This window comes from Arthrobacter globiformis NBRC 12137 (assembly GCF_000238915.1).
Classification (GTDB): Bacteria; Actinomycetota; Actinomycetes; order Actinomycetales; family Micrococcaceae; genus Arthrobacter; species Arthrobacter globiformis.
Map to the genome: position 1 here is coordinate 38,577 of NZ_BAEG01000027.1, position 24,081 is coordinate 62,657.

The 24,081-nt window shown below is 67.7% G+C and carries 19 protein-coding genes; 7 read left to right on the forward strand and 12 right to left on the reverse strand.

Annotated features, from left to right (window positions below; all coding sequences use genetic code 11):
- Window positions 1-114: 114 nt before the first annotated feature.
- Window positions 115-1,644, forward strand: coding sequence for a C40 family peptidase (locus tag ARGLB_RS03910; RefSeq protein ID WP_003799137.1), 1,530 nt, complete (start codon window positions 115-117; stop codon window positions 1,642-1,644).
- A 44-nt stretch (window positions 1,645-1,688) separates the two neighbouring features.
- On the opposite strand, the gene ARGLB_RS03915 is transcribed toward ARGLB_RS03910, so the two are convergent.
- The 3 genes from ARGLB_RS03915 to ARGLB_RS03925 all read right to left on the reverse strand — a co-directional run bounded on the left by ARGLB_RS03915 (window position 1,689) and on the right by ARGLB_RS03925 (window position 4,865).
- Window positions 1,689-2,555 carry an ABC transporter permease gene (locus ARGLB_RS03915; protein WP_003799139.1) on the reverse strand — a complete coding sequence of 289 codons (867 nt, stop codon included), beginning with the start codon at window positions 2,553-2,555 and terminating at the stop codon, window positions 1,689-1,691.
- A 40-nt stretch (window positions 2,556-2,595) separates the two neighbouring features.
- Window positions 2,596-3,546 carry an ABC transporter ATP-binding protein gene (locus tag ARGLB_RS03920; protein ID WP_003799141.1) on the reverse strand — a complete coding sequence of 317 codons (951 nt, stop codon included), beginning with the start codon at window positions 3,544-3,546 and terminating at the stop codon, window positions 2,596-2,598.
- 137 nt (window positions 3,547-3,683) lie between these two features.
- A complete protein-coding gene (locus ARGLB_RS03925; protein WP_003799143.1) occupies window positions 3,684-4,865 on the reverse strand; it encodes a LolA family protein in 1,182 nt (393 codons plus the stop codon).
- A gap of 153 nt (window positions 4,866-5,018) precedes the next feature.
- Here ARGLB_RS03925 and ARGLB_RS03930 point away from each other — a divergent pair, with 153 nt between their 5' ends.
- On the forward strand, window positions 5,019-5,678 hold the full coding sequence (locus tag ARGLB_RS03930) for a DedA family protein (protein ID WP_003799145.1): 660 nt from the start codon (window positions 5,019-5,021) through the stop codon (window positions 5,676-5,678).
- Between the two features lie 26 nt (window positions 5,679-5,704).
- Here ARGLB_RS03930 and ARGLB_RS03935 read toward each other — a convergent pair whose 3' ends face one another.
- Complete coding sequence (locus ARGLB_RS03935) at window positions 5,705-8,512, reverse strand: PEP/pyruvate-binding domain-containing protein (RefSeq protein WP_003799147.1); 2,808 nt, start codon at window positions 8,510-8,512, stop codon at window positions 5,705-5,707.
- Window positions 8,513-8,515: 3 nt separating this feature from the next.
- Window positions 8,516-9,553: a universal stress protein gene (locus tag ARGLB_RS03940; RefSeq protein WP_003799148.1), complete on the reverse strand. Its 1,038-nt coding sequence runs from the start codon at window positions 9,551-9,553 to the stop codon at window positions 8,516-8,518.
- 443 nt (window positions 9,554-9,996) lie between these two features.
- Between ARGLB_RS03940 and ARGLB_RS03945 the strand changes: the two genes are divergently transcribed.
- Window positions 9,997-10,626, forward strand: coding sequence for an FAD-dependent monooxygenase (locus tag ARGLB_RS03945; RefSeq protein WP_043417914.1), 630 nt, complete (start codon window positions 9,997-9,999; stop codon window positions 10,624-10,626).
- Between the two features lie 21 nt (window positions 10,627-10,647).
- Here ARGLB_RS03945 and ARGLB_RS03950 read toward each other — a convergent pair whose 3' ends face one another.
- Window positions 10,648-11,244 (reverse strand): copper resistance CopC family protein, encoded by a 597-nt coding sequence (locus ARGLB_RS03950; RefSeq protein WP_003799153.1) that lies wholly within the window; start codon window positions 11,242-11,244, stop codon window positions 10,648-10,650.
- A gap of 112 nt (window positions 11,245-11,356) precedes the next feature.
- Between ARGLB_RS03950 and ARGLB_RS03955 the strand changes: the two genes are divergently transcribed.
- Both ARGLB_RS03955 and hutG read left to right on the forward strand, forming a co-directional pair.
- On the forward strand, window positions 11,357-12,796 hold the full coding sequence (locus tag ARGLB_RS03955) for an NCS2 family permease (RefSeq protein WP_003799155.1): 1,440 nt from the start codon (window positions 11,357-11,359) through the stop codon (window positions 12,794-12,796).
- Between the two features lie 97 nt (window positions 12,797-12,893).
- Complete coding sequence (gene hutG / locus ARGLB_RS03960; protein ID WP_003799157.1) at window positions 12,894-13,850, forward strand: formimidoylglutamase; 957 nt, start codon at window positions 12,894-12,896, stop codon at window positions 13,848-13,850.
- A 46-nt stretch (window positions 13,851-13,896) separates the two neighbouring features.
- Here the strand turns inward: hutG and ARGLB_RS03965 are convergent, their stop codons facing one another.
- The gene (locus ARGLB_RS03965) at window positions 13,897-16,116 is read right to left on the reverse strand and encodes a transglycosylase domain-containing protein (RefSeq protein WP_050934270.1); all 2,220 of its coding nucleotides are present in this window, start codon (window positions 16,114-16,116) and stop codon (window positions 13,897-13,899) included.
- A 64-nt stretch (window positions 16,117-16,180) separates the two neighbouring features.
- The gene (locus tag ARGLB_RS03970; RefSeq protein WP_003799161.1) at window positions 16,181-17,485 is read right to left on the reverse strand and encodes a cation:proton antiporter; all 1,305 of its coding nucleotides are present in this window, start codon (window positions 17,483-17,485) and stop codon (window positions 16,181-16,183) included.
- 222 nt (window positions 17,486-17,707) lie between these two features.
- On the opposite strand from ARGLB_RS03970, the gene ARGLB_RS03975 reads away from it, so the two are divergent.
- On the forward strand, window positions 17,708-17,968 hold the full coding sequence (locus ARGLB_RS03975) for a hypothetical protein (protein WP_003799162.1): 261 nt from the start codon (window positions 17,708-17,710) through the stop codon (window positions 17,966-17,968).
- A gap of 111 nt (window positions 17,969-18,079) precedes the next feature.
- Here the strand turns inward: ARGLB_RS03975 and ARGLB_RS03980 are convergent, their stop codons facing one another.
- From ARGLB_RS03980 to ARGLB_RS03995, 4 genes are all read right to left on the reverse strand, one after another.
- A complete protein-coding gene (locus tag ARGLB_RS03980; RefSeq protein ID WP_003799164.1) occupies window positions 18,080-18,316 on the reverse strand; it encodes a hypothetical protein in 237 nt (78 codons plus the stop codon).
- A 165-nt stretch (window positions 18,317-18,481) separates the two neighbouring features.
- On the reverse strand, window positions 18,482-20,074 hold the full coding sequence (gene hutH / locus ARGLB_RS03985) for a histidine ammonia-lyase (RefSeq protein WP_003799167.1): 1,593 nt from the start codon (window positions 20,072-20,074) through the stop codon (window positions 18,482-18,484).
- Window positions 20,075-20,146: 72 nt separating this feature from the next.
- On the reverse strand, window positions 20,147-21,844 hold the full coding sequence (hutU, locus tag ARGLB_RS03990; RefSeq protein ID WP_003799169.1) for a urocanate hydratase: 1,698 nt from the start codon (window positions 21,842-21,844) through the stop codon (window positions 20,147-20,149).
- 222 nt (window positions 21,845-22,066) lie between these two features.
- The gene (locus ARGLB_RS03995; protein WP_003799171.1) at window positions 22,067-22,891 is read right to left on the reverse strand and encodes an IclR family transcriptional regulator; all 825 of its coding nucleotides are present in this window, start codon (window positions 22,889-22,891) and stop codon (window positions 22,067-22,069) included.
- Between the two features lie 210 nt (window positions 22,892-23,101).
- Here ARGLB_RS03995 and ARGLB_RS04000 point away from each other — a divergent pair, with 210 nt between their 5' ends.
- Window positions 23,102-24,019 (forward strand): SDR family oxidoreductase, encoded by a 918-nt coding sequence (locus ARGLB_RS04000; RefSeq protein ID WP_003799174.1) that lies wholly within the window; start codon window positions 23,102-23,104, stop codon window positions 24,017-24,019.
- Window positions 24,020-24,081 lie beyond the last annotated feature (62 nt).

Genomic DNA, 24,081 nt, shown 5'->3' on the forward strand with positions numbered 1-24,081 from the left:
GTGTTGCCAAAGTGGCAAATGGACACCTAACCTCAGAGGGCTGGGCATCTTTCGAGGGGCACTTCCGTGCCGCCTCCCGACTCGTTCGCCCCGCCCTGACTTGCGAGGTTGTGAATGAGTTTGATCGGCCCCGGCCGCACGGCGGCTGTCCTGTGCACCGCCGTCGTTCTCTTCGGAACCCTTGCAGCACCTGCCCGGGCTGACCTGGCATTTGCGGTTGCGCCGGCCGCGGGCCTTGGGGCAGCGGCCCTGACGGTTCCGACGGCGGAAATCCCCTCCCCCGAGGACATCGCTGCCGCCAAGTCCAGTGAAAGTGCGACGGCGGCGAAGGTCACCGACATTGACGGCCTCCTCGCCGACGCAGCGGCGGCGCAGGAGGTCACGTTCGCACGGACGCTCGAAGCCAACAACGCCTACAGCAATGCCCTGGTGGAACTGGACGCGAGGTCTGCAGCGGCTGCGGTGGCCACGGCCAGGGCTGCTGCCGCAGACAAGGAACAGCTCAAGAGCCGCAAGGCCGTGGGGCAACTGGCCGGGGACCTGTACCGGAACGGCGGCCTTAATCCGGAGCTGAGCGGCCTGGTCACGGGCTCGGGCGACGTCCTCGCCAAGGCCGCCACGCTGCAGGCCCTCACCGCAGGCCGGAGCAGGGCCTTCACCGCCGCCGAAACCACCGCCGCAGCGGCCGAATCACTCACCGCTGCTGCCGCCGACGCCCGCCGCGCGGCAGACGACGCCGCGAAAACCGCCGAGACGCTCAAGGCCGGGGCAGACCACGCCAACGCAGCGCAGTTGAAGGCAGTGGCGGATGCCAAGGCGCAGCGGACCGTCCTGGTGGGGCAGCTCGCCTCGCTGCGGAACACCACGGCTGCGCTCGAATCCGCACGCGTGGACGGGCTGGAGCGCCAGCGCCAGCAGGCCCGCCTCGCCGCCGTGACTGCGGCAGCCGAACGGGCCGCCGCAGCCCAGGCGGCCGCAGACAAGGCAGTGGCTGCGAATGCTGCGGCGGCCGGCAACGGGAGTGCAGTACCGGCGGAACAGTCCGCCCCCGCGCCGGTCCGGACGCCGGCCCAAGCCGCTCCATCCCAGAACACTCCTGCCCAGAACACTCGTTCACAGGCCGCCCCGGCGGCTCCTGCAGCCCCCTCGCCTGCGGCGCCGGCCCGCCCCGCCCCCGTCCGCCCTGCTCCCGCGCCCGTACAGCCGGCACCAGCCCCTGCTCCTGCTCCTGCTCCTGCCCCTGCTCCCGTTCAGCCGGCCCCTTCTCCGGGCGGTTCCAACCAGGCGGCCATTTCGGTGGCGATGGGCAAGGTTGGATCGCCGTACTTCTACCAGTACGGCGGTACGGGTGTGTACGGTTTCGACTGTTCCGGCCTGGTTCAGAACGCATTCGCAGCCATCGGAAAGCAGCTTCCGCGCACGGCTGCGGAGCAGTTCGCCCAGGCGCCCGTCCACGTGCCCCTGTCCCAGGCGCAGCCCGGCGATCTCCTCGTCTGGGGATCGGCCCCGGGTTTCTACCATGTGGCGATTTACCTGGGCGGCGGCAAGGTGGTCCAGGCCCTGAACCCGTCTGCGGGGATCACCGTGACGGACCTGAGCATGATGGCCGGCATGCAGCTCCACCCCGTCGCCGCGCGCTACTAGCGGAACGCGCGCTTTTCAAGACCCCTTTGGCGGAAGCCCCACCCCTAGGACAGCACGTCCTTGCTCACGAACCTGCCGTACGCGAGCGCTCCGAACACTGCGATGTAGCCCGCCTGCAACAGCGCGTTGTCACCGAACGAGTCCCAGCCGATGGGCTGTCGAAGCAGGTCTGCGAAGCCGAACCAGTAGTGCGTGAACAGCCACGGGTGCAGCCACTCCAACTGGGGCAGCTGGTCGAGCACCTGGGATACGACGGACAGGACAATGGTGGCAGCCATGGCGCCCACGGGCACGTCGGTCAGCGTCGACAAGAACAGCCCGATGGCCGACAACCCCAGCAGGGACACGGCCTGATACGCCGCGATCAGCAGCATCCTGACCAGCGCCTCGTCCGGCTCCACCAGGTCGCCCGACAGCAGCGCCACCGGTCCCACCGGGAAGAGCGCCCACCCGATGCCAGCGCCGGCGAGCGCCACGGCCAGCGGCGCGGAAATACAAAAAACAGCCGCCCCGGCATACTTCACCAGCAGCAGGCGCACCCTCCCGGCAGGTGCCACGAGCAGGTACCGCAACGTGCCCAGTCCGGCTTCCCCGGCAATGGTGTCCCCCGCGACCACGCCAATGGTCAGCGGAAGGAACAGCGGAACGGAAACCAGCATCGCCGTGACGGCAACGAACAGCCCGTTCTGGCTGATCCGGTCCAGGAAAGCGGGCCCCCTCCCCGGCGGAACAGCTGAGGAAACGCGGACGACGACGGCGATCACCACCGGGATGGCAGCCAGCGCCAGGAGCATCGCCTGGGTCCTGCGACGGCGGAACAGCTGCTTCAGCTCCGAGCCGAGCAGCGAAACGCTGGACGGCCGGCGCGTGGTACCCGCCACCGGACTGTTCTGTACGGTCAGCCGCTGCATTTCCGCTTGCTGCGCTCGAGGTTCCTGCACTGCCGGCCCATCACTGTGCGACATCGAAGCCCTCCCCCGTCAAAGCCACGAAACGGTCCTCCAGGCTGCCTCGCTCCACCGTGAACCCGCGGACACGCACCCCGTCCGCCACGAGGGCAGCCACGATCGCTTCCGGTGCCACGCTGCCGTTTGCGGATGGTTCACCGACCGGCGCCGGGTGATCGGCAGGGAACCCGGCGCCCACGGGCAGGCTCGACGTGATGACGGCGTCGGCGCCGTCGGGGTGTCCCACAACCGGGGACAAGCCGAACCGCGCCAAAACGCCCGCGGCCGTCCCGGCGTCGGGCGTCAGCAGGCGAAGCTGCGCGGTGCCCGCCTGGCGGAGTTCGGCCAGGGGTCCCTGGGCCACCAGCCGGCCAGCGCTCATGATCGCCGCATGCGTGCAGATCTGCTCCACTTCGGCGAGCAGGTGGCTGGACACGAACACGGTGGCGCCGTCGGCGGCGAGGGACCGCACCAGGTGCCGGACCTCCCGCGTGCCCTGCGGATCCAGCCCGTTGGTGGGTTCGTCCAGGACCAGCAATTCGCGCCGCGCCAGCAGCGCGTTGGCGATTCCCAGCCGTTGCTTCATTCCGAGCGAGTAGGCCCGCACCTTCTTGCGGGCAGCATGGGAAAGCCCCACGCGTTCCAGCGCTTCAGCCACCCGCGCGCGGCGGGTGGACGGCACGGCATGGCGGTCCGCTGCATCAAAGCGGTGCAGATTTGCCGCGCCCGAGAGGAACGGATAGAAAGCCGGACCCTCCACCAGCGCGCCCACCCTGGGCAGGACCTCATCCAGCTGCCGCGGCATGTCCAGCCCCAGGACCCTGACCTCCCCCGCGGTCGGGGCGGCGAGGCCTAGCATCATGCGGATGGTGGTGGTCTTGCCGGAACCGTTGGGGCCGAGGAAGCCGAAGACAGAGCCCCTGGGGACGGCCAGGTCGACGCTGTTGACCGCCATCTGGTGGCCAAACCGCTTGCTCAGCCCCTTGGTTTCTATGGCCGGGCTGCCTGTTGCCCTGAAAGCGGGCGCGCTGGTTTCGGGTACGGCGGGTGCCGCTGCGTCAGTTGCGGAACCCGGGCCGCGGCCAGCGGCTGTCACCTCGCGGCAGCGGCGGCCTGGAGCCGCTCCAGGGGCACGGAACCTACAAACGTCCGGCCGTCGTCCGTCAGCAGGACATTGACCAGTGATGTGGAGATGGCCCGTCCGCCCTCAACAGTCACAGTCGCCTGGCGAAGCAGGGGATCATTGAGCAGCCTGTCGACCGGTTGCTTTCCGGACTCAGGGGACCGCGCGGAAGCGGAGTGGGCAGGGATGCCGACGATCCGTTCCCAGCCTGAGCCGGTTACCGTCGGGGCGTGGCCGCGCAGGTCCTTGTGGGCTGAATCCTTTTCGGACTGATCCTTGCTGCCCAAATCCCTGTCAGCGGGATTGCTGCGGGTCCGGTTCCTGTCAGCCAGGTCCCTGGTGCCGCTGGGCTTCGCCGGCACCGCAAGTTCCTTCACAGAGGCACCCGGCGGCGGCGAGAAGTTGAACAGGCTCGCGTCGGGGGCCCCGAGCGTCAGGGTGGAGAACGCGGTCCGGAACGCAGGCTCCTGTTGCCCGCGTGCCCGCACTTCCACGCTCAGCGGCATGCCGTTCTCACCGTCCACGGCCACAGCCACGGAGCCCACCAAGGTCACGTCCGACCGCGGCGTGAGGACCAGATTGTAGGCCGTCCTGCCTGCCACCTCTGTGTCTTCGGCCACGGCCACTTCGGTGCTGCCGTCCAGCTTGTCAAGCATCTTGGCGGCCAGTTCCTCCGGCGTTGCCACACCTGCCGGCATGTCATGGCTGCGGGACTCCTTCGACGCATTCGCGGGAAGGGTGACGTGCGTGGCCGTGTTGTCCTTGGAGTTGTACAGCCACAGTTCGTTGCCCTGCCGGACGGCGTCGCGCTCGGCCATCCGGTCCATCACCTGGATGCGGGCCCTGCTTGGTCCGTCGACGTAGACCCGGGCGCTGTGTGGCCCGGTCAGCAGCTCGGCGAGGGAACCCGTGCCTGCGCCCGAGGTGGGTCCAACCTGAGGGACATCGGGCAGGCCAAGCTCGGAGGACTGCTCCACCGTGCCGGAAAAGGACTTGGTTTGGTGTTGTCCAATCATCGCCAGCACCTGTGCCGGCGTCTTCTCAGGCAACGGATCCCGCGCACTCGCGGGCAGGGACCCCGCCAGGACTCCGGCAGCAATAACGGCAGGTACGGCCACGGCGGGCGTCCACCGTAGCCAGGTCGCAGTCATGTCAACTCCGCTCCGACGTCGCAGCTCATACCATCAGGGTACGCCTCGGCATCCCTTGTGGCAGCCCCGGCCGGGCTGTCGGCTTTGCCTGTACCGGCTGGTGGACCAGACTGGGTGGGACGCCGTTTTCCAGCTTCCAGGAGCCTTCCCCACATGCGCATTCCAGGTGCCACCTCCAGTCCCGCCGACGAACTGACAGGCATCGTGGGTTTTGCCGCCCAGTCGATCGATTCGCTCGGGGAATGGGGTGTGGGCCTCTTTACGCTCCTTGAGACGGTGTTCCCGCCGATCCCCAGCGAAGTGATTCTTCCCCTGGCGGGGTTCCTGACCCGGCAGGGGTCCCTCAACCTGGCCCTGGTCTTCGTCACCAGCACACTGGGGGCGTACGTGGGAGCCTTGGCGCTGTATTTCCTGGGCGCGAAGGTGGGGCTGGAGCGTTCGATCCGGTGGCTGTCCAAGCTGCCGCTGATGGACCGGGAGGACTTCGAACGCGCAGACGTCTGGTTCCGCCGCCACGGCAGGTCGGCGATCTTCTTCGGACGGCTGCTGCCCGGCGTGCGGAGCCTCATTTCGTTGCCGGCGGGCGCCGAAAGGATGCACCTGGGCACCTTCAGCATCTTCACCATCGCCGGCAGCGCCATCTGGAACGGAGCGCTGATCGGCCTCGGCGTGCTGCTGGGCCGGCAGTACTCGATGGTGGAGCAGTACTCCCGCTTCCTCAACTACGCCGTGTACACCGCCCTGGCCATCTTCCTGGCCTGGCTCGTGGTCCGGCAGATCCGGCGGGGAAAGCCGGCACAGGACCGCCAGTAGCCGCCGGCCTCTGTGGTCCCGAGCCCTTAGGCGCCGGGCACCACGGTGCCAGCACCGCCGTCGACCGTCACTTCCTGGCCCGTATTGAGCAGCGAGGTGGCGTCGGCGACGCCCACCACGGCAGGGATGCCGTACTCCCGGGCGACCACCGCGCCGTGGGAATTGGGGCCGCCCATCTCCATCACCAGGCCACCTGCCGTAAGGAACAGCGGGGTCCAGCCCGGGTCCGTGGACGGTGCCACGAGGATCTCGCCCGGTTCCAGGTGGGCGCCCACGGGGTCGAGGATGACGCGGGCGGGCGCTGTCACCGTTCCCGCCGACGCCGGGCTCCCGGACAGTGCCCCGGCGTGAGCGGGTCCGACCGCGGTAAGCAGTGTTTCGGGTTCCGTTCCGTCCGAGAGCAGCATCCGCGGAATGTGGCGCCGCTCAAGTTCCAGGTAATAGGCCCCCTGCCGCTGCGCCACAAGGTCCTGCATGTCTGTACCGTCCAGCGCCTGGTTCGCTTCGGCAAAGTCCAGGAAGAAGATGTCCTCTGCCCGGGCGAGCCGTTTCTGTTCCGCCAGCACGGTGCCGACTTCGGCCAGCTGTTTCCGGACCTCCGCCAGCGCCAGGACGATCTGGAATTTGGGAAGTTCGCGCAGCCCGGCGAAGAGCCTGGCCCGCCGCAGCGCCCCCCGGACGGCCACGGCGCGGAGGCGTCCCCTCGAACGGGCCTCGGCCACCAGCCGCTCGATGTGTGCGTCCGCTTCGGCCGCTGCCTTGCTGAACTGCCGCTCGGGGGCGCGTTCGGGGTCCTCCAGCCGGAGGTAGTTGGCCAGGACACCAAGGATGTGGGTGGGGTCGTCCCGCCAGCGGGGCATCCCGACGTCGATCTCGGCGACAGCCCGGTGCCCGTACCGGGCCAGGAATTCTGCCAGCCCGTCTTGGGCTGCAGCCGGCAAGTCGCCCGCGGCGAAGCGCTGCGCCAGCACCGTCGGGGGATGCCCGGTGAGCACGGCCACCGATTCGGCGTCGGACCTGACCGCCGCGGCGATCCGCCACAGCTCGAGGTCCATCTCGGTTGTCACGTTGTTGGGGAGACCGCGGAGCACGGGCTGGAGGTCGATGTCACGTTCCGGCCCGGCATTGTCCTTGCTGGCACTGTCTTGCCCGGTGCTGCGTGTGCCGGCACCAAAAAGTTTGCCGGCACCAAGGAGTTTCCCGGCGAGCCCGAGCATGGCGAAGCCCAGGCCGGCCAGCGGGAGCACGGCCGGAAGGTTGGGGAAGAGCCGCGAGAGTATCCCCTCGGCGTGGTCAAGCCGCGCGCGCGGGGAGGCGCCCGGAGGCAGTTCCAGCGTCGCGTTGAATTCCGTGGTGAAGCGGTTCAGGCGTTTGAGGGCCGCCTCGGGACGGACCAGCGCCCGGATCGCTGCTTCCGGGACGCGGGCCCGGGCCGCGAGGGGGACCACGTGTCTGAGAAGGTCCCAGGGTGTGCGGCGGGTGACGGAGAGTCGCGGGTCGTCGAACACGCTGCGCAGGACCTTGGCGGAGCGTGCCTCCATGACGTCGAAGACCTTCGGGACGATCCGGCGGCCCACGGTGCTCCGCGCGGCGGCGGTCAGGTCGACGAAGATGCGCTGTCCGGCCTCGACGTAGGGCGGGGGCCCGCTGCGGGGGTCCGGAACGTCAAAGCCGGCGGCGGCAGCAACCGACGAGCCGATCCGCCTGAGGGCGGCGAGCCCCATGGGAGTCAGCGGCCGGGTGAGGCCCTGGGCAAGGCTAAAGCACAGGTAGACCCGCAACTCCTCCACCGGGCTGCCCCGCCACGGGGCACTCTCCGTCAGACCGGCCTTCTCCCCAAGACGGTCCTGCTCCCCATGACGGTCTTTCGCCGGCAGCGGGTAAAGCGTGGTGATGGGCCGGGACTGGGTCAGCCAGACTTTACCCTCGCCGTCGAGCGCCCACTCCGTGTCCTGCGGGGCGCCGAAGTGGGCTTCGGCCTTGCTCCCCAGGGCTGCGAGTTCCCGGATCTGCGCGTCGGTGAGGCAGGGCTGGTTCGGTGCAACCTCAGCTGTGCCCTGCTCGACGTATTCGGTGCCTCCCCCGGGCAGCGGCCTGACAGCCGTCCGCTTGTCGCCCAGGCGGCGCTGCAGGATGGCACCGGATGCGGTGTCCACGACGAAGTGGTCCGGATTGACGGCGCCCGACACCACGGCCTCGCCGAGCCCGGAGCTGGCGTCGATCACAGCCTCCCGGCGCCTGCCGGTGACCGGGTTGGCGGTGAACATCACCCCCGCCGCGTCGGCGTCCACCATGCGCTGGACGACGACGGCGAGGGCCACCGTTGCGGGGTCGATGTTCCGGCTGGCGCGGTATGCCACCGCCCGGTCAGTCCACAGCGAGGCCCAGCACTTCCGGACGGCGTCCAGCAGCGCGACGGCGTCGATGACATTCAGGTAGGTGTCCTGCTGGCCGGCAAAGCTGGCGAAGGGAAGGTCCTCGGCCGTGGCCGAGGACCGCACCGCGACGGGAGCGCCGTCCAGCGCCCGGTAGGCCGTGAGTATTTCCCCGGCGGTCGCCGTCGGCAGTTCTGCCGCCGTAATCAGGCTGCGGGCCCTGCCGGCCAGGCCCGCGAGCGTTTCGAGGTCGTCGGCCGGAGTGTCCTGAAGGGCGCTGTGCACCTCTGCGAGCCCCAGCGGCCCCACGGCCTGGACGTAGGCCTCAGTGGTCAGGCAGAACCCGTCCGGCACCGGGAGGCCAGCCGCGAGCAACTCGCCGAGGTTGGCGGCCTTGCCGCCAACCTGCGGCAGCATGGATGCGCTGAGGTCCCCGAGGCCGAGCACCAGCCCGCTCATGCGCTACGAGGCGCCGAGCATCGGTCCGAAGCTGGCACGGTCGGCGAGCCGGGGGTCTTCCCGGTCCGGGACCACCATCACGGGGCTCTTGGCATGGTGCAGGACGCCATCCGACGTCGACCCCAGGAGCATGCCGGTAAAGCCGCCACGGCCGCGGGTTCCCACGACTATCAGCTCAACGTGCCGGCTGGCCTCCACCAGCACATCCACGGGCGAGCCGTCCAGCAGGCGGGTCTCGATGGCCAGCCGCGGGAAGTGGCTCTGCAGCCAGGCCACCCCGGCCTTGAGCTGGACCTGGATATCGGCGAAAAGCGCTTCCCGGTCCAACGGGGCCGGAACCCAGGCAAGGGATCCGCTGTACTGCGGCACGGCGCAGATCACCCGAAGCGGCGCGCCGAGGCGTTCGGCCTGCTCCGCGGCTTCCAGGACCGCGACGCGGGCCTGCTCAGACCCGTCCACCCCCACGGCAACGACCTGCTCCACGGGGCCGTGGCCGGCCTTGGCCTGCTCGGCCCGGATGTGTTTGTCCTGGGTGGTCTCGCCCAGACGGTCGGAACAGATCAGCGGAACCGTGACCGTGGGGCATTTGGCGTGGGCCGGAAGCGCGCTGCTCACGGAGCCGAGGAGCCGCCCTACGAAGCCGCCACGCCCCCGCGTCCCGAAGACCAGCAGCTCGGCGGATTCGGACAGGTCCAGCAGCACGCCGGATGCGTCCCCGTTCTCGACCGAGGCACTGACGTTGATGTTGTAGCCCGCCACCTTGTCCACAGCATGCTGCAGGATGGCCTCGGCGCCCTCGCGGATCACCGAGTCATCCACGGTGGCATAGCCGCCGTCGAGTCCGGACGCGGCAAAGATGGGCACCGAGTAGGCGGTGACAATGTGGAGGGGACGACGGCGGCGTTCGGCTTCACGGGCAGCCCACACGAGTGCGCACTGGCCGTGGTCCGAACCGTCGACGCCGACGACGATTCCTTCGGGTCTCGCGTGCCGGGCACCGCCATCCCGTGCCGGGTCGGGATGCAATTCGTGTGCGTCCATTCGGTCCGCCTCCTCGCGATACTGCCTGATGATGCGGCTATTCTGCCAGAAGCGGCCCGCCTAGCCGTCACCGGCAGGCCGTCCGGTTCCCGGTTATGCACAGCCTGCCTTAAGACCAACTATTCTCGGTCGGCGACCTCTTAGCAAGCGGGCCCGACGGGGCCCTGAAGATCCTCGCGGGGTGCTGTTTTCCACCCCTTCTGGCACTCCTCCGGCGCCCTTCAGGGTGCTCCGGTGACGCCATGCAAAGCCCTGCAAACCAATGTTTCCGGAAGGGTATCCAGCGACCAAAAAATTCTGTAATGTCGAGGCACCATCGATCCGGATTGTGCTCCACCGCACAGCCGGAGATGGCTTGTGTCTGCTTGCTGGGGCAGTGGACGGTGCACGGCGATGATGCCCTGTACTTCGAAATTCTCGAGGAGGAAGTTGTAGTGTCACGCATGCCTGGTCTCAGCGGCGCAGAACGGACCACCACTGTGGTCATCGGCACCGGACTTCCCGGTTTGGCAATCGCCACGGAACTCCGGCGCCGGGGAGTTGATTCAATCATCGTCAGCCGGCTGGAATCCCCCGGCGGCCAGTCGTTCCAGAAATCCGGGCACCAGCGGTGCGACGACGCCGAGGCGGCGTCAATCCAGGAGCGGAACGAAATCCTTCGGCACTTGCGCAACTACGCGTCAAGCCACCAGCTGGACATCCGCAGCGACACGTCTGCCGTGTTGCTCGACAAGATGGGGCCGGGGGCGGAAGCCTCGCTGCACCGCTGGGCCGTGCATACCCCGGACGGCGTCCTGCTGGCCGACCACATTGTGCTCACGCGCTGTGCGCACAGCCAGCTGCGGCGCATGCTCACGGACCTCGGCATCTCCATCGGCACCAACCTGGTCGCCGCCATGCGCGCCATAGGCATTTACCTGGTCGGCGTGGGTGAGCTCATTACGCCGACGCCGAAGGAAGTGTTGCGCCAGGCCAAGGTGGTGGGCCAGGCCATCTCGGCGAAGGTCTACCCGGACAGTGTGCCGTCGGTGCTGACCGGAAGCTTCCCGGCTCTGCCCGCCCCGGCTGTCTGAAGCGGGCGTCTGAAGCGGGCGCTATTTCCCGGCATCCCCGTCGTCAGGCCGGTCGCCCACGCCGAGCCTCCGGCGTGCCAGCACACCGAGGATGACGAGCAGGCCGAGAGCCACGGCGGCAAACACCACGATGCTCCACGGGAAGGGCTCCGAGGACTCCGGAGCTGTTCCCGTGGCCTGCGTGGCTCCCGGCTGCGGCGTACCGGCGGTCTGAACGGGCGCCGACGTTCCCCCCGCCGCAGCGGCCGTGGCGGTAAAGGCGAACGTGCCCTCGATCGGATGGGAATCCGAGCTCACTACGCGCCACACCACGGTGTACTTCCCGGCAGGTGCGCCTTCCCGCAGCTTCTGCGAGGCGATGTTGTCCACGATCTCCACCTTGCCGTCGGCCCAGTCAGTTCCGGCGGCGTCGGTCACCTTGACCTGCGAGCCGAGCCCCAGCGGGGTGTTGTTGAAGGTGATCGAGACCTTGGCGGGAGCTGTTGCCACCGTGGCGCCGTCGGCGGGGCTGCTTGATTCGGCGGCGTCGTGCGCGGAAGCGGGTCCCGCGGTAAGGAGCAGGGCGACGAGCGCGAGCGCACCAAGGAGGGCGGACAGCAGCTGGCGGGTGAAACGCATGGGCGGACGACTCCTCGTGTTGACTTCCTTACAGACTAGGCGAATTTGCTGGGTAGGCACCCGGCAACCTACTAGGATTCAAGTAACCCCACGCTCTCTCACCGGAGGACTAATGCTCAAGCAGGGCTCTGCACTGGACCGGTATTTCAAGATTTCCGAACGGGGGTCCAACCTTTCCCGCGAGATCCGCGGCGGTTTTGCCACGTTCTTTGCCATGAGCTACATCGTGGTGCTAAACCCCCTGATCCTGTCCGTTGCGGACTCCTCCGGCGCCACACTCGGTTTCCAGGCGGTCGCTGCCGTCACCGCCTTTGTTGCCGGCATCCTGACCATCCTCATGGGCGCGTGGGCAAAGCACCCCTTCGCCATGGCCACCGGCCTGGGAGTCAACGCCTTCGTGGCCGTGACAGTGGCCACCAACCCGGGCCTGACCTGGCCGGACATGATGGGGCTGGTGGTCCTCTCCGGCGTCACCATGATGATCCTGGTCCTGACCGGCTTCCGGACCGCCGTGTTCCGGGCCGTTCCGGACGGGCTCAAGACCGCAATCGTGGTGGGCATCGGCCTGTTCATCGCCCTCATCGGCCTGGTCAACGCCGGCTTCGTCCGGCGCGTTCCGGACGCGGCCGGAACCACCGTTCCGGTGGGTCTCGGCTTTGACGGCAAGCTCCTGGGCTGGCCCACCCTGGTGTTCGTGTTCGGCCTCATCCTGACCATCGCCCTGCTGGTGCGCAACGTCAAGGGCGCCATCCTGATCGGCATCGTCGCCTCCACCATCCTGGCCGTCATCCTCGAGTTCACGCTCCACATCGGCCCCAGCTTCGACGGCAAAAACTTCAACCCGCAGGGATGGTCCCTGGTTGCCCCCACGTTCACCGAATGGGCCGCTCCCGACCTCTCCCTAATCGGCAAAGCCAACCCGGTCGGCGCCTTCAGCCATCTGGGCGTTGTGGCCGCAGCGCTGCTCGCGTTCGTCATCCTGCTCAGCATCTTCTTCGACGCGATGGGCACCATGGTGGGCCTGGCCAACGAGGCCGGCACCGTGGACAAGGACGGCAACATCCCCAACGTTGACCGCGTCCTGCAGGTGGACGCCCTCGGCGCCATCGTCGGCGGCGGTGCGTCCGTCTCCTCCAACCAGATCTACGTCGAGTCCGGTGCAGGCATCGGCGAAGGCGCGCGGACGGGCCTGGCTTCGATCGTGACGGGCCTGCTGTTCCTGGTGGCCATGTTCTTCACCCCGCTCATCAACCTTGTGCCGTTCGAGGCCGTGGCCCCGGCCCTGGTGGTGGTCGGTTTCATGATGGTGGCCCAAATCAGCAAGATCCACTGGCAGGACTGGGGCATCGCCATGCCCGCTTTCCTCACGTTCACGCTGATGCCGTTCACCTACTCGATCGCCAACGGCCTGGGCGCCGGCTTTATCTCCTATGTCCTCATCCGCACCTTCCAGGGCCGCGCCCGCGAAGTGCACCCGCTGATGTGGGCCGTCGCGGCTGCCTTCGTCCTGTTCTTCGGAATCGGCCCGATTGAGCAGGCGCTGGGCATGTAGCACCGGCCTTCCTGGCGGGTTTGCCGTTTCCGGTATTTCAGACATCACGACGGCGGCGCTGCTGGCTTTCGCTGTGTCCTTACGGTGAGCTTGAAGCATGGACTTTCCCGCGCTCCCAGTTGACGTTCAACCCCGCCCCTGGACGGGCCGCTACGACGGCGACGGCGAAGCCCACCGCCGGTGGTGGCAGGCGGTGACGCCTGCCACCGGTAAGACTGCGCTGGGCTCCGCCACGCAGCGCCCGGCCGTGATTCTCGGGTTCTGCAGTGACGAGGGCGTGCGCCGGAACAAGGGCAGGACCGGAGCCGCGGCCGCCCCGGCGGCCATCCGCAGTGCACTGGGACCGCTCGCCTACCACTCGGAGCGGCCGGTCGCCGACGCCGGTGACGTGGCGGTCCGCGACGGCGAACTGGAGGCAGGCCAGGCCCGCGCAGGCCTCGCCGTTGCGGCACTGCTCGACGGCGGCCGCCTCACCGTGCTGCTGGGCGGCGGCCACGAAACCGCCTACGCCAGCTACCTCGGTGTGGCAGGGTCCCGGGCGGTCCGCGATGGCCAGCGGCTGGGCGTGCTCAACCTTGATGCCCACTTCGACCTCCGGGACGAGGACGCCCCCAGCTCCGGGACCCCATTCCTCCAGATGGCCCGCGCGGAAGCGGCCGCGGGGCGCGAACTGAAGTACGCCGTCGTCGGAATTTCCGAACCCAACAACACGCGCGCGCTGTTCAGCACCGCCGACGAGCTGGGCGTGAAATACCTCCTGGACGAGGACTGCACCGCCGCCGCGGCCGAGGCCTTTGTGGCGGATTTCCTCAGCGGGATCGATGTCCTTTACCTGACCATCGACCTGGACGTGCTGCCGGCTGCGGTGGCCCCGGGCGTCAGCGCCCCGGCGGCGTACGGCGTTCCGCTGCCGGTGATCAGTGCCGTCTGCCGCCAGGCGGTGGCCAGCGGCAAGCTGCTGCACGCGGACGTGGCCGAACTGAACCCGGCCTTCGACATCGACAACCGGACCGCCCGCGTGGCCGCGCGTCTGGTCAGCATCCTGCTGGGCTGAGCGTTCGTCCGGCTTGTCCGGGGCCGTCTAAATCCTTGGTCCCGGGCTAATCCTTGGGCTTGGGCTTGGCCGTGGGCTTCGGGGCTGGACGGGCGGGCGCCTTGGGCTTCGCCGCGGGCTTGCTGACGATCGACGCCGGCGGCTTGGGGAAGGCGGCGGCGGGATAGAGCCGCGCCACCTGGAGCATGTAGTTTGCCCACTGCGGACCCGCGATCATGTAGCCGTCAATGCGGTCGTAGTGCGTGCCCTTGATGGTGATGTTCCGGCCCGGACGCTGCTGGCCCTCGAGGGCGTCCCCGAAGAACGAGGCCGTGGCCAGGCCGGTGGTGTAGCCCAGCACCCAGGTGGCGCCGTTGCTGTTGTTGGTGCCTGTTTTGGCCGCCACCGGCACGCTCTTTTGCACCTTGGGGTTGATGTAGATTCCGGAGCCCTTGTTGAGCATGTCCTGCAATGCCTTATTCACCCCGCGGACCACGTTCTTGTCCACGGTTTCGCTGCACTTCTGCACCTCCGCGGGCAGCTTCTTGCCCGCCATGTCCGCCACCCCGGCCAGGGCCACCGGCACGCAGTAGCGGCCGTCCGCGGCGAAGGTGGCAAAGGCGTTGGCCATGGTCAGCGGGGCAACGCCGGTGCCGCCCAGGAGGTTGCCCAGCTGGTGCATGTCGATTGGCGTCCCGTCCAGCCCGCTGCGGAGCCCGACCGCGTTGACCATGTTCTGGATCCCGCAGAAGTCCAGCTGCGCGGCCTCGGCAAAGGTGGCCGTGTTGATGGAGTTGTAGAGCCCGTAGTCGGCCGGCATCTTGCGGTAGTAGCCCTCCGAGGCGTTCTGCAGGTCGTCAGCCGTTTCAAGTCCTGCCCTGCGCTGCTTGGTGCTGTAGCCGCCGGCCACCTTGCCGCAGGAGGACCGCCAGCGGAAGCCCAGCGGATACTCGCGCTTCGAAGCGTCCACGACCGTGGTCATGGTCTTGCCCTGGTGCAGCCACTCGGCGAAGGTGAAGGGCTTCATGGTGGATCCGGGCTGGAACCCGCCGGCGCCGTTGAGGTCGTTGCCGATGGCGTCCTTGGCGTCCACGTTGAAGTTCAGCTGGGTGTCGAACTTGCCGGGCTGGGGCAGGTACACCGTGTTCTGCGCCATCGCCAGGACCCGGCCGGTGCCCGGCTGGACGGTGACCAGCGAAGCGCCCCACCTGTCCGGATTGGCGCCGGCGGTGGCGTTCACCTGCGCCTGGGCCTTGGCCTGCAGCCGGCTGTCCAGCGTGGTGGTGATGGTCAGGCCGCCGCGGAAGAGCCGCTTTTCCCGGGCCTCTGTGTCAGCGCCGTAGGCCGGGTTGTTGAGGAAGAGCCGGGTCACGTAGTCGCAGAAGTACGGGGCCATGGTGGCAGCGGCGCACCCCTGCTGCGAAGGCCGCACCTTCAGGCCGACCCCTGAAGCCACCGCGGCGTCATGCTGCTTCTTGGTGATCATCTTCTGCTTGAGCATTTCGCCAAGGACCTGGTTGCGGCGCTTCAGCGAGTTCTTGGGGTTGGCCACAGGATCGTAGAAGCTGGGGCTGTTAACCAGGCCCGCGAGCAGCGCAGACTGCGGCAGGGTCAGCCTGCTGGCCGGAAGGCTGAAGAAATACTGGGCCGCCGCCTCAATGCCATAGGCGCTGCGGTTGAAGAAGACGATGTTGAGGTAGCCCTCGAGGATCTGGTCCTTGGTGAATTTCTTCTCCAAGGCCATGGCGAGCCGCATCTCGCGCAGCTTGTCCCCCATGGTCTTCTGCCCGCTGAGCACCACCTGGTCCTCACGGCCTTCGGAAATCAGGGACTCGTTCACAATGTTGGTGACGTACTGCTGGGTGAGGGTGGAGGCGCCCTGCCGGTCGCCGCGGGTCAGGTTGCTGGTCAGAGCGCGGAGGATGCCCTGCGTGTCCACGCCGCTGTGCTCATAGAACCGGCTGTCCTCGATGGCGACGACGGCCTTCCGGATAAACGGGGACATCTGCTTCAGCGGAACGCGGACCCTGTTCTCTGAGTAGAACGTAGCGATGAGCTTGCCGTCAGCCGTCAGCATGCGGGTGGTTTGCGACGGCGCAGGCACCGCGAGTTCGGTGGGCAGGCTGTTGAAGTAGGAAATCGACCTGCTGACCGAGGTGCCGGCGAGGGCGGCCCCGGGCACCAGGAAGCTGGCCACGAGGACCCCGCAGAGGCAGCTGACAATCACGAACCCCAGCAGCTTTGCCAGCGCGAGGGCCAAACGGGATACCAACCTTCTGCCTGCCATGATCCAAGCTCACCACACGATCGGCCGGAAAGCAGAATACCCGCGTGATTCGTGATCCGCTGGGTCAGACCGGCGTGTGCGGCGCCTTTCCCTCGTCGCCAAATTTCTCGGCCGCCTTGTGCTCGCGGAGCCGGTCCAGACGCTTCATGACCGGCGCCGTGGTGGCCCCGTGAAGCACCACGGACATGGCCACGACGAGTCCGATGATGCTCCACAGGCGCTCCGCCTGGTCCCCGAAGCTGCCCTGGCCCAAGGCGTACGAAAGGTAATACAGGGAGCCGATGCCCCGGATGCCGAAGAAGGAAATGGCGATCCGTTCCCGGGGACCGGTCTTGCCGCGGGCCAGCGCCAGCCAGCCGGACAGCGGACGGACCAGGACCAGGAAGGCCAGCGCCACGCCCACCTCGACCCACCCGACGTCGGCCAGCAGGCCCCGCACGATCGCCCCGCCCAAGAGGACCAGGATGACCACCGTCAGGAGCCGCTCGAGCTGTTCCACGTAGGAGTGAAGGATGCGGTGATAGCCGTGGGTGCGTTCCGCCGCCCTGATGGTCACGGCACAGACGAACACAGCGATGAAGCCGTAGCCCTCGATCATTTCGGTGACGCCGTACGCCAGGAAGGTGGCGGCCAGCGCAACGAAGCCCTCGGAGTGGTTGGACAGCCGGATGCTGTCGTGCCGGGCGGAGAAGAACAGCCGGGCCAGCACCTTGCCAGTACCGTAGCCCAGCAGCACGCCCATTCCGATGCGCCACAGGACGTCCACGCCGAACCACTCCGGAAACCAGGCCGACGGCGCGGTCCCCACGAGGCTCATGGCAATGGCCAGGTACACAAAGGGAAAGGCCAGCCCGTCGTTCAGTCCCGCCTCCGAGGTCAGGGCGAACCTGACCTCGTCCTCCTGGTCGGTGCCCTCTTCCTCGTCGGCCGGCTCTCCCACCTGCACCTCGGACGCCAGGACCGGATCCGTGGGGGCCAGGGCGGCGGCCACGAGGAGCGCGGCGGCGAGTCCCAGGCCCAGCAGCCAGAGTCCAAGGAGTGTCAGGCCGAGCATGCACAGGGGCATCGCAATACCGAGCATCCGCCAGGTGGTGGCCCAGTTGCGCCGCCCCACCGGACGGTCCAGCGCCAGCCCGGCTCCCATCAGCGAGATGATCACGCACACCTCGGTCAGATGCAGCGTCAGTTCGGGGTGCCGGACAGGGCTCGGGTCGGGAAGATTGGGAAGCAGGCCGAAGGCGGCGGCGCCGGCGCCCAGGAACACCATCGGCATGGAGATTGGAGCATCGCGCAGGGCCTTGGGCAGGATCGCGGCAACAAAGACGGCTATGCCCGCCGCGGCGAACATGATGCTGGCACCTTCAAACACGGTCGCCTCCTGCGCCGTCAGCCTCTCGGACCTGACCAACACTAGCGCGCAAGGCACGAGGCAGCGTGGCGCAGGGTCGCTTGCAAATGCCGCGCCAGGGCAAAATGGTTGATAAGACAACTATCGTCAACAGGCTTGTCAAATGACAGTCATCTTACCTTTGTGCTGATTCCCGGTAGAATGGTCTATTGCCCCCCGGCAAGAACCAAAGAAAGTCAGTACATGAGCACAGCAACCATGGAGCGCCCAACCGCTCCTTTGAGCGCGTCCCGCTCAGCGGATGCCCGGTCCATCGACCTGGCCTTCACCAGCGCCGACCAGGTCCACGACGGCCTGGAAAGCGCGGTTGAGACGCTGATCGAAACCGCTGCCCAGGAAGGCACCTGCGGCATCAAGGTCACCCGCCTGGAGCCAGGCCGTTACACGGTGGCCCTCGACGAGTCCGTTCCCTTCGGTGAAACACACGAGGACATCGCAGCCTAACACGCGAAAAAGCCCCCGATCCTGAGCCCATTCTGGCCGAAACGCCGAATGATCCAAGGTCGGGGGCTTTTTGATTTCCTGTGTGCGTTCTACCGCACGGCTTCAGCCGGATTACATCCGGCGCACCTGCACGCCGTCGGACTTCATAAAGAGCTGCGACTCTGCTGCTCCGCTGCAGACCAGCCACAGCACGTTTCCGCTCCGTGAGATTTCTTCCACCTCGCCTGCCGCAATGACGTGCGCCTGCTTGATGATCTCAACCCGCTCGCCCACGTGCAGCGATCCCCAGTCGGAAACCGTAGCTGCGTGTGCCATGCGTCTGGACAGAACTGTCCCGCGTGCTTTCATGTGAACTTCTACCCCTTTGTGGATGTTCTTCTTACGCCACAGCTTCTTTGATGTGACGTTTACTACACCTTTAGTTCTACTACACTCGCAGGGCTCTGTGCCGCGCGTTGCAGAGTATTTCGGCACCGCCGGCAAATGTTTGCCGGCGGTGCACAATGTTCACCTCTAGGCGAGGTTTCCGACGGCGGATTCGGCTGCCGTCCGCACCGCGCCGGAGGCGACCAGCCGGTCGGCGGCCTCAAGCTCGGGTGAGAGGAACCGGTCCGTGCCCGGACCTCCAACGACGGTCCGCAGCGTTTCGAGGACCGCCGCCCCGGCAGGTCCGGGCGTCAGCTGGCCACCCGAAAGCTGGGTGCGCATGTCAATCGCCCGTGCCGAGGTCACGAGTTCGATCGCGAGCACCCGGCGCAGGTTCTCCACGGCCTTCCGGAGCTTGCGGGCAGCGTGCCAGCCCATGGACACGTGGTCTTCCTGCATGGCGGAGCTCGGGATGGAGTCCACGGACGCGGGAACCGCGAGCCGCTTGTTGTCCGAGACCAGACCGGCCTGGGTGTACTGGGCGATCATGAGGCCCGAGTCCACGCCCGGATCCGCGGCCAGGAACGCCGGCAAACCGTGCGAGCGGGCCGGGTCCAGCATGCGGTCCGTCCGCCGTTCGGCGATGGAGCTAAGGTCCGCGACCGCGATGGCCAGATAGTCGAGCACGTAGGCCACCGGGGCACCGTGGAAGTTGCCGTTGGAGCTGACCCGGCCGTCAGGCAGGACCACCGGGTTGTCGATGGCGGCCGCGAGTTCACGGGAAGCCACCAGTTCGGCGTGGTCCACGGTGTCCCTTACGGCGCCCGCGACCTGGGGTGCGCAGCGCAGGGAGTAGGCGTCCTGGACGCGGGAATCGCCCACGCGGTGCGAGGCAACGATCGCTGAGTCGGAAAGAACCCGGAGCATGTTGTCGGCACTGGCCGCCTGGCCCGGGTGCGGCCGCAGGGCGGCGTGCAGCTCGGGCAGGAACACCTGGTCGGTGCCGAGCAGCGCCTCGACGCTGAGCGCCGCGGTGATGTCCGCCGTCGTCAGCAGTTGCCGCAGGTCCGCAATGGCCATCAGGAGCATGCCCAGCATGCCCTCGGTGCCGTTGACCAGCGCCAGCCCCTCCTTCTCGGCCAGGGTCACCGGCTCGATGCCGTGCGCGGCGAGCAGCTCGGCAACTGTGGGCTGGCCGGCACCCCCGTAGAGTTCGCCGTCAGGCCCGGCTGCCTCGCCTTCGCCCATGAGGACAAGGGCGCAGTGGGACAGCGGTGCGAGGTCGCCGGAGCAGCCCAGTGAACCGAACTCGCGGACCACCGGGGTGATGCCGGCGTTCAGCACATCCACCATGGTCTGCAGGACCACGGGCCGGACCCCGGTGCGGCCCGATGCCAGCGTCTTGGCGCGCAGGAACATGATGCCGCGCACCACTTCGCGTTCCACCGCCGGGCCCATGCCGGCGGCGTGGCTGCGGATGAGGGACTTCTGCAGCTGGGTGCGCAGCTCGTTCGGGATGTGCCGGTTGGCGAGCGCGCCGAAGCCGGTGGAGATGCCGTAGGCCGGGACTTCGCTGTGGGCCAGTTCGTCGATGTGCGCGCGGACCTTGGCGACCGTGTCCAGTGCTTCCTGGGAGACGGTCACCTCGGCGTCGTGGCGGGCGACGGCGACGACGTCCTCAGGCGTGACACCGCTGGCACCGAGGGTAACGGTAAGCGGTTCGTGGGTAATGGCAGTCATGGTTCCTACTTCAGTGGTGGAGGTTTGCGGCGGTGGTTGAGCTTGTCGAAACCTGGAATTCGGCAGGCTCGATCACCGGGACTCGTTCATGGGGATGCGGACGCCGCGTTCCTTGGCGACGTCGACGGCGCGGTCGTAGCCGGCATCGACATGCCGGATCACGCCCATGCCCGGATCGTTGGTGAGGAGCCGCTCGAGTTTCTGCGCCGCGAGGTCGGTACCGTCGGCGACGGATACCTGGCCTGCGTGGATGGAGCGGCCGATGCCCACTCCCCCGCCGTGGTGCAGCGAGACCCACGTGGCGCCGGACGCCGTGTTGAGCAGGGCGTTGAGCATGGGCCAGTCGGCGATGGCGTCGGAGCCGTCGGCCATGGCCTCGGTCTCGCGGTACGGCGAGGCGACGGAGCCGGAGTCGAGGTGGTCGCGGCCGATCACGATGGGCGCCTTGACCTTGCCTTCCTTGACCAGCCGGTTGAACAACAGGCCGGCCTTGGCACGTTCGCCGTAGCCCAGCCAGCAGATCCGGGCGGGCAGGCCTTCGAATTCGACGCGCTCCTGGGCGGCGTCGATCCAGCGGTGCAGGTGCTTGTTCTCCGGGAACAGTTCCTTGATGGCCTCATCGGTGACGCGGATATCTTCCGGGTCACCGGACAGGGCAACCCAGCGGAACGGGCCGAGGCCTTCGCAGAACAGCGGCCGGATGTAGGCGGGGACGAAGCCGGGGAATTCGAACGCCCGGCTGTAGCCGCCCTTGCGGGCCTCGTCGCGGATGGAGTTGCCGTAGTCGAACACCTCGGCGCCGGCGTCCTGGAACTCGACCATGGCCTGGACGTGCTTGGCCATCGAGGCCTGGGCCTTCTTGGTGAAGCCCTCCGGATCAGCCTCGGCTTCGCGGTGCCATTCGTCCACGGAAATGCCCTCCGGCAGGTAGCTCAGGGGGTCGTGTGCGGAGGTCTGGTCGGTGACAATGTCGACCGTCAGCTCGCCGGCCTTGTGGCGGCGAAGCAGTTCGGGGAAGACCTCGGCCGCGTTGCCCACATAGCCCACGGACCAGCCGCGGCGTTCCTCTTTGGCTTTGAGGACCTTGGCGATGGCGGCCTCGAGGTCGGTTTCCACCTCGTCCAGGTAGCGCTTGCCGGCGCGGCGGCGCAGTCGGGTCTCGTCGACGTCGACAATCAGGCAGGCGCCCTCGTTCAGGGTGACGGCCAGCGGCTGGGCGCCGCCCATGCCGCCGCAGCCGCCGGTCAGCGTCAGGGTTCCCGCCAATGTGCCGTTTTCGTCCCCGGTGATCTTGCGGGCGATCGCGGCGAAGGTCTCGAAGGTGCCCTGCAGGATGCCCTGGGTTCCGATGTAGATCCAGGAGCCTGCCGTCATCTGGCCGTACATCATCAGGCCCTCGGCCTCGAGCCGGCGGAATTCCGGCCACGTGGCCCAGTCGCCGACGAGGTTGGAGTTGGCGAGCAGCACGCGCGGCGCCCACTCGTTGGTGCGGAACACCCCGACGGGCTTTCCGGACTGGACCAGCAGGGTCTCGTCCTTGTCCATGGTTTCGAGGGTTCGGGTGATGGCGTCGAATGCTGCCCAGGACCGGACCGCGCGGCCGGTGCCACCGTAGACCACCAGGTCATCGGGGCGTTCGGCGACCTCGGGATCCAGGTTGTTCATGAGCATGCGCAGGGGTGCCTCGGTCTGCCAGGACTTGGCGGTGAGCTCGGTGCCGCGGGCTGCTTTGACCGGGCGGGCACCGGTGGTGAAATCGGCGGGTGCCATGGTGGCTCCTTCGTCTTGCGGGTGTGGGATGTATCGCTGTTGCGGGTTGCAGAATTCTTGGTTTGAGCGGAAGTGCTTCTGTATCAACTAAAGCCCCTTCTGAGCGGGCCAGACAGGGGTTTCCGGCTGGTGCTGTCCGGTATCCCAGACCCAACCAGGTAGCAGCACAGGGGGTTCTCAGGGCTGGGAACGCCCCCCGCTGCTACCTAGTTGGGCTGCTGCCTATTTCGCAGGGCGACCGTGGATGCGCACCGAGAGTTCGTCGGCGACCTTTTGCACACGGGCGGCGAGCACCGGCCACTGGTCCTCCGGCAGCTTGTCCTCGAGGAACGTGACGGCGACTGCCGCCGTCGGCCATCCAAGATGATCCGTGACAGCGGCGGCGATGGAGCCAAAGCCGGGTGTAACCTCCCCGTGTTCCGTGGCGTAGCCACGCTGCCGCACCTGGTCCAGGTGCGATGACAGGGCCGAGTACTTCATAATGGCGCCCTCCACCTCGTGCCGGGCAGTGAAGGCGGCGGCATTCGGATAAAGCGCGCGGACCTGGGACTTGGGCAGTGCGGCAAGGATGGCCCGACCGCTGGCGGTAAGGTGGCTGGGCAGCCGGACCCCGACGTCGGTCACCAGGGATGGCCGGTGCTTGGCCCGCTCCTCCACAATGTAGAGCACGTCCCGGCCGTGCAGCACCGCCAGGTGTGCGCTTTCGCCAAGGACATCAACAAGGGACGCCAGCATGGGCCGCCCCAGCCTGGACAGCGGTTCCTGCCGCGAGTACGCGGAACTGAGCTCGAAGGCGCTGATGCCGAGGCCGTAGCGCTGCTCCTCGTGCAGGTGCAGGACGAAGCCGTTCGCCTCCATGACGCCCAGGAGGTGGTAGACGCTCGAGCGGGGCAGCCCCAGCGCCGTGGCAATGTTCGACGCCGCCATCGGCCCCCGCCTGGAAGCCAACAGTTTGAGGATCCGCAGGGTGTTTTCCGCGGCGGGAACCTTCGCTTTGACCGCTGATTCCGGCCGCCTTGCCGCCGTCGCCGCCATCGTGCCTGCCATGTGTCCTCCACGCCTCGTCGTCTGGCCGTCCATTCGGGATTTCTGTCTTTTCGGGGTCTAGCCCGAAAAGTGTCCGGTATCCCGTACTTAAGCTTGCGCCCAGCCCGCTCTCTGCGACCCTCCTTCGGAACCACGGCCGTCTGGAATACCAGACATCACTTGGTTGGTCCCATCATCCCGCTTCCCCGGATACGGCGGTAGCGTTTGTCCATGGAATTTCCGCTGAGGGGCAAGGTAGCGCTGGTCGCCGGGGCCACGCGGGGGGCAGGCCGCGGAACGGCCGTGGCCCTCGGTGAAGCCGGGGCGGTGGTCTACTGCACCGGACGCACTACCAAGGGCCGGACGTCCGACTACCGCCGCCCGGAAACCATTGAGGAAACGGCCGCCATGGTGAGCGAGGCCGGCGGGACCGGCATCGCAGTGGCGGTGGACCATTTCAACGCCCCGGAGGTAGAAGCGCTGGTCCGCCGAATCGAGGACGGGCACGGTCGGCTTGACATCCTGGTGAATGACATTTGGGGCGGCGAAAACCTCATCCAGTGGAATACACCCCTTTGGGAACACGACCTGGACGGAGGTCTGCGGATGCTGCACGGGGCCATCGACACGCACCTGGTCACGAGCCACTTCGCGCTGCCGCTGCTCATCCGGCGGCCGGGAGGACTAGTGGTGGAAATGACGGACGGAACGCGGGAGTACAACACCACGCATTATCGGCTTTCGGCGTTTTACGACCTCGCCAAGTCCGCTGTCCTGCGGCTCGCCTTCAGCCAGGCCGAGGAGCTGAAGCCGTTCGGTTGCACGGCCGTGGCACTGACCCCGGGGTGGATGCGCTCGGAAATGATGCTCGAGCACTACGGCGTGACCGAAGCCAACTGGCGGGAGGCAGCGGCCACGAATCCGCACTTCGCCGCCATTTCGGAAAGCCCGTTGTTTGTGGGCCGGGCGGTCGCCGCTCTGGCCGCCGATTCTGACGTACACCGCCGAACCGGCGGCTCGTTCTCCTCCGGCGGGCTGGCACTGGAGTACGGCTTCACCGACGTCGACGGCTCCCGGCCTGACTGCTGGCGCTACCTGGCGGAGGTCCAGGACGCCGGACTGCCCGCCGATGATACCGGCTACCGCTGAGGCGGAGGGGGCTGCTGGATCTGACTTCGGCAGCTGCCATCCATCTCCTCGGGCTGCATGCA

Bases quoted from the DNA above. Each gene is read 5' to 3' on its own strand.
- ARGLB_RS03930 (WP_003799145.1), top strand. From the start codon at position 5,019: ATGCGCATTCCAGGTGCCACCTCCAGTCCCGCCGACGAACTGACAGGC.
- ARGLB_RS03965 (WP_050934270.1), bottom strand. From the start codon at position 16,116: ATGGCAGGCAGAAGGTTGGTATCCCGTTTGGCCCTCGCGCTGGCAAAG.
- ARGLB_RS03950 (WP_003799153.1), bottom strand. From the start codon at position 11,244: ATGCGTTTCACCCGCCAGCTGCTGTCCGCCCTCCTTGGTGCGCTCGCG.
- hutH (WP_003799167.1), bottom strand. From the start codon at position 20,074: ATGACTGCCATTACCCACGAACCGCTTACCGTTACCCTCGGTGCCAGC.
- ARGLB_RS03935 (WP_003799147.1), bottom strand. From the start codon at position 8,512: ATGAGCGGGCTGGTGCTCGGCCTCGGGGACCTCAGCGCATCCATGCTG.
- ARGLB_RS03945 (WP_043417914.1), top strand. From the start codon at position 9,997: ATGCCTGGTCTCAGCGGCGCAGAACGGACCACCACTGTGGTCATCGGC.
- ARGLB_RS03980 (WP_003799164.1), bottom strand. From the start codon at position 18,316: ATGAAAGCACGCGGGACAGTTCTGTCCAGACGCATGGCACACGCAGCT.
- hutU (WP_003799169.1), bottom strand. From the start codon at position 21,844: ATGGCACCCGCCGATTTCACCACCGGTGCCCGCCCGGTCAAAGCAGCC.
- ARGLB_RS03955 (WP_003799155.1), top strand. From the start codon at position 11,357: ATGCTCAAGCAGGGCTCTGCACTGGACCGGTATTTCAAGATTTCCGAA.
- ARGLB_RS03940 (WP_003799148.1), bottom strand. From the start codon at position 9,553: ATGGACGCACACGAATTGCATCCCGACCCGGCACGGGATGGCGGTGCC.
- ARGLB_RS03920 (WP_003799141.1), bottom strand. From the start codon at position 3,546: ATGGCGGTCAACAGCGTCGACCTGGCCGTCCCCAGGGGCTCTGTCTTC.
- ARGLB_RS03925 (WP_003799143.1), bottom strand. From the start codon at position 4,865: ATGACTGCGACCTGGCTACGGTGGACGCCCGCCGTGGCCGTACCTGCC.
- hutG (WP_003799157.1), top strand. From the start codon at position 12,894: ATGGACTTTCCCGCGCTCCCAGTTGACGTTCAACCCCGCCCCTGGACG.
- ARGLB_RS03975 (WP_003799162.1), top strand. From the start codon at position 17,708: ATGAGCACAGCAACCATGGAGCGCCCAACCGCTCCTTTGAGCGCGTCC.
- ARGLB_RS04000 (WP_003799174.1), top strand. From the start codon at position 23,102: ATGGAATTTCCGCTGAGGGGCAAGGTAGCGCTGGTCGCCGGGGCCACG.
- ARGLB_RS03995 (WP_003799171.1), bottom strand. From the start codon at position 22,891: ATGGCAGGCACGATGGCGGCGACGGCGGCAAGGCGGCCGGAATCAGCG.
- ARGLB_RS03910 (WP_003799137.1), top strand. From the start codon at position 115: ATGAGTTTGATCGGCCCCGGCCGCACGGCGGCTGTCCTGTGCACCGCC.
- ARGLB_RS03915 (WP_003799139.1), bottom strand. From the start codon at position 2,555: ATGCAGCGGCTGACCGTACAGAACAGTCCGGTGGCGGGTACCACGCGC.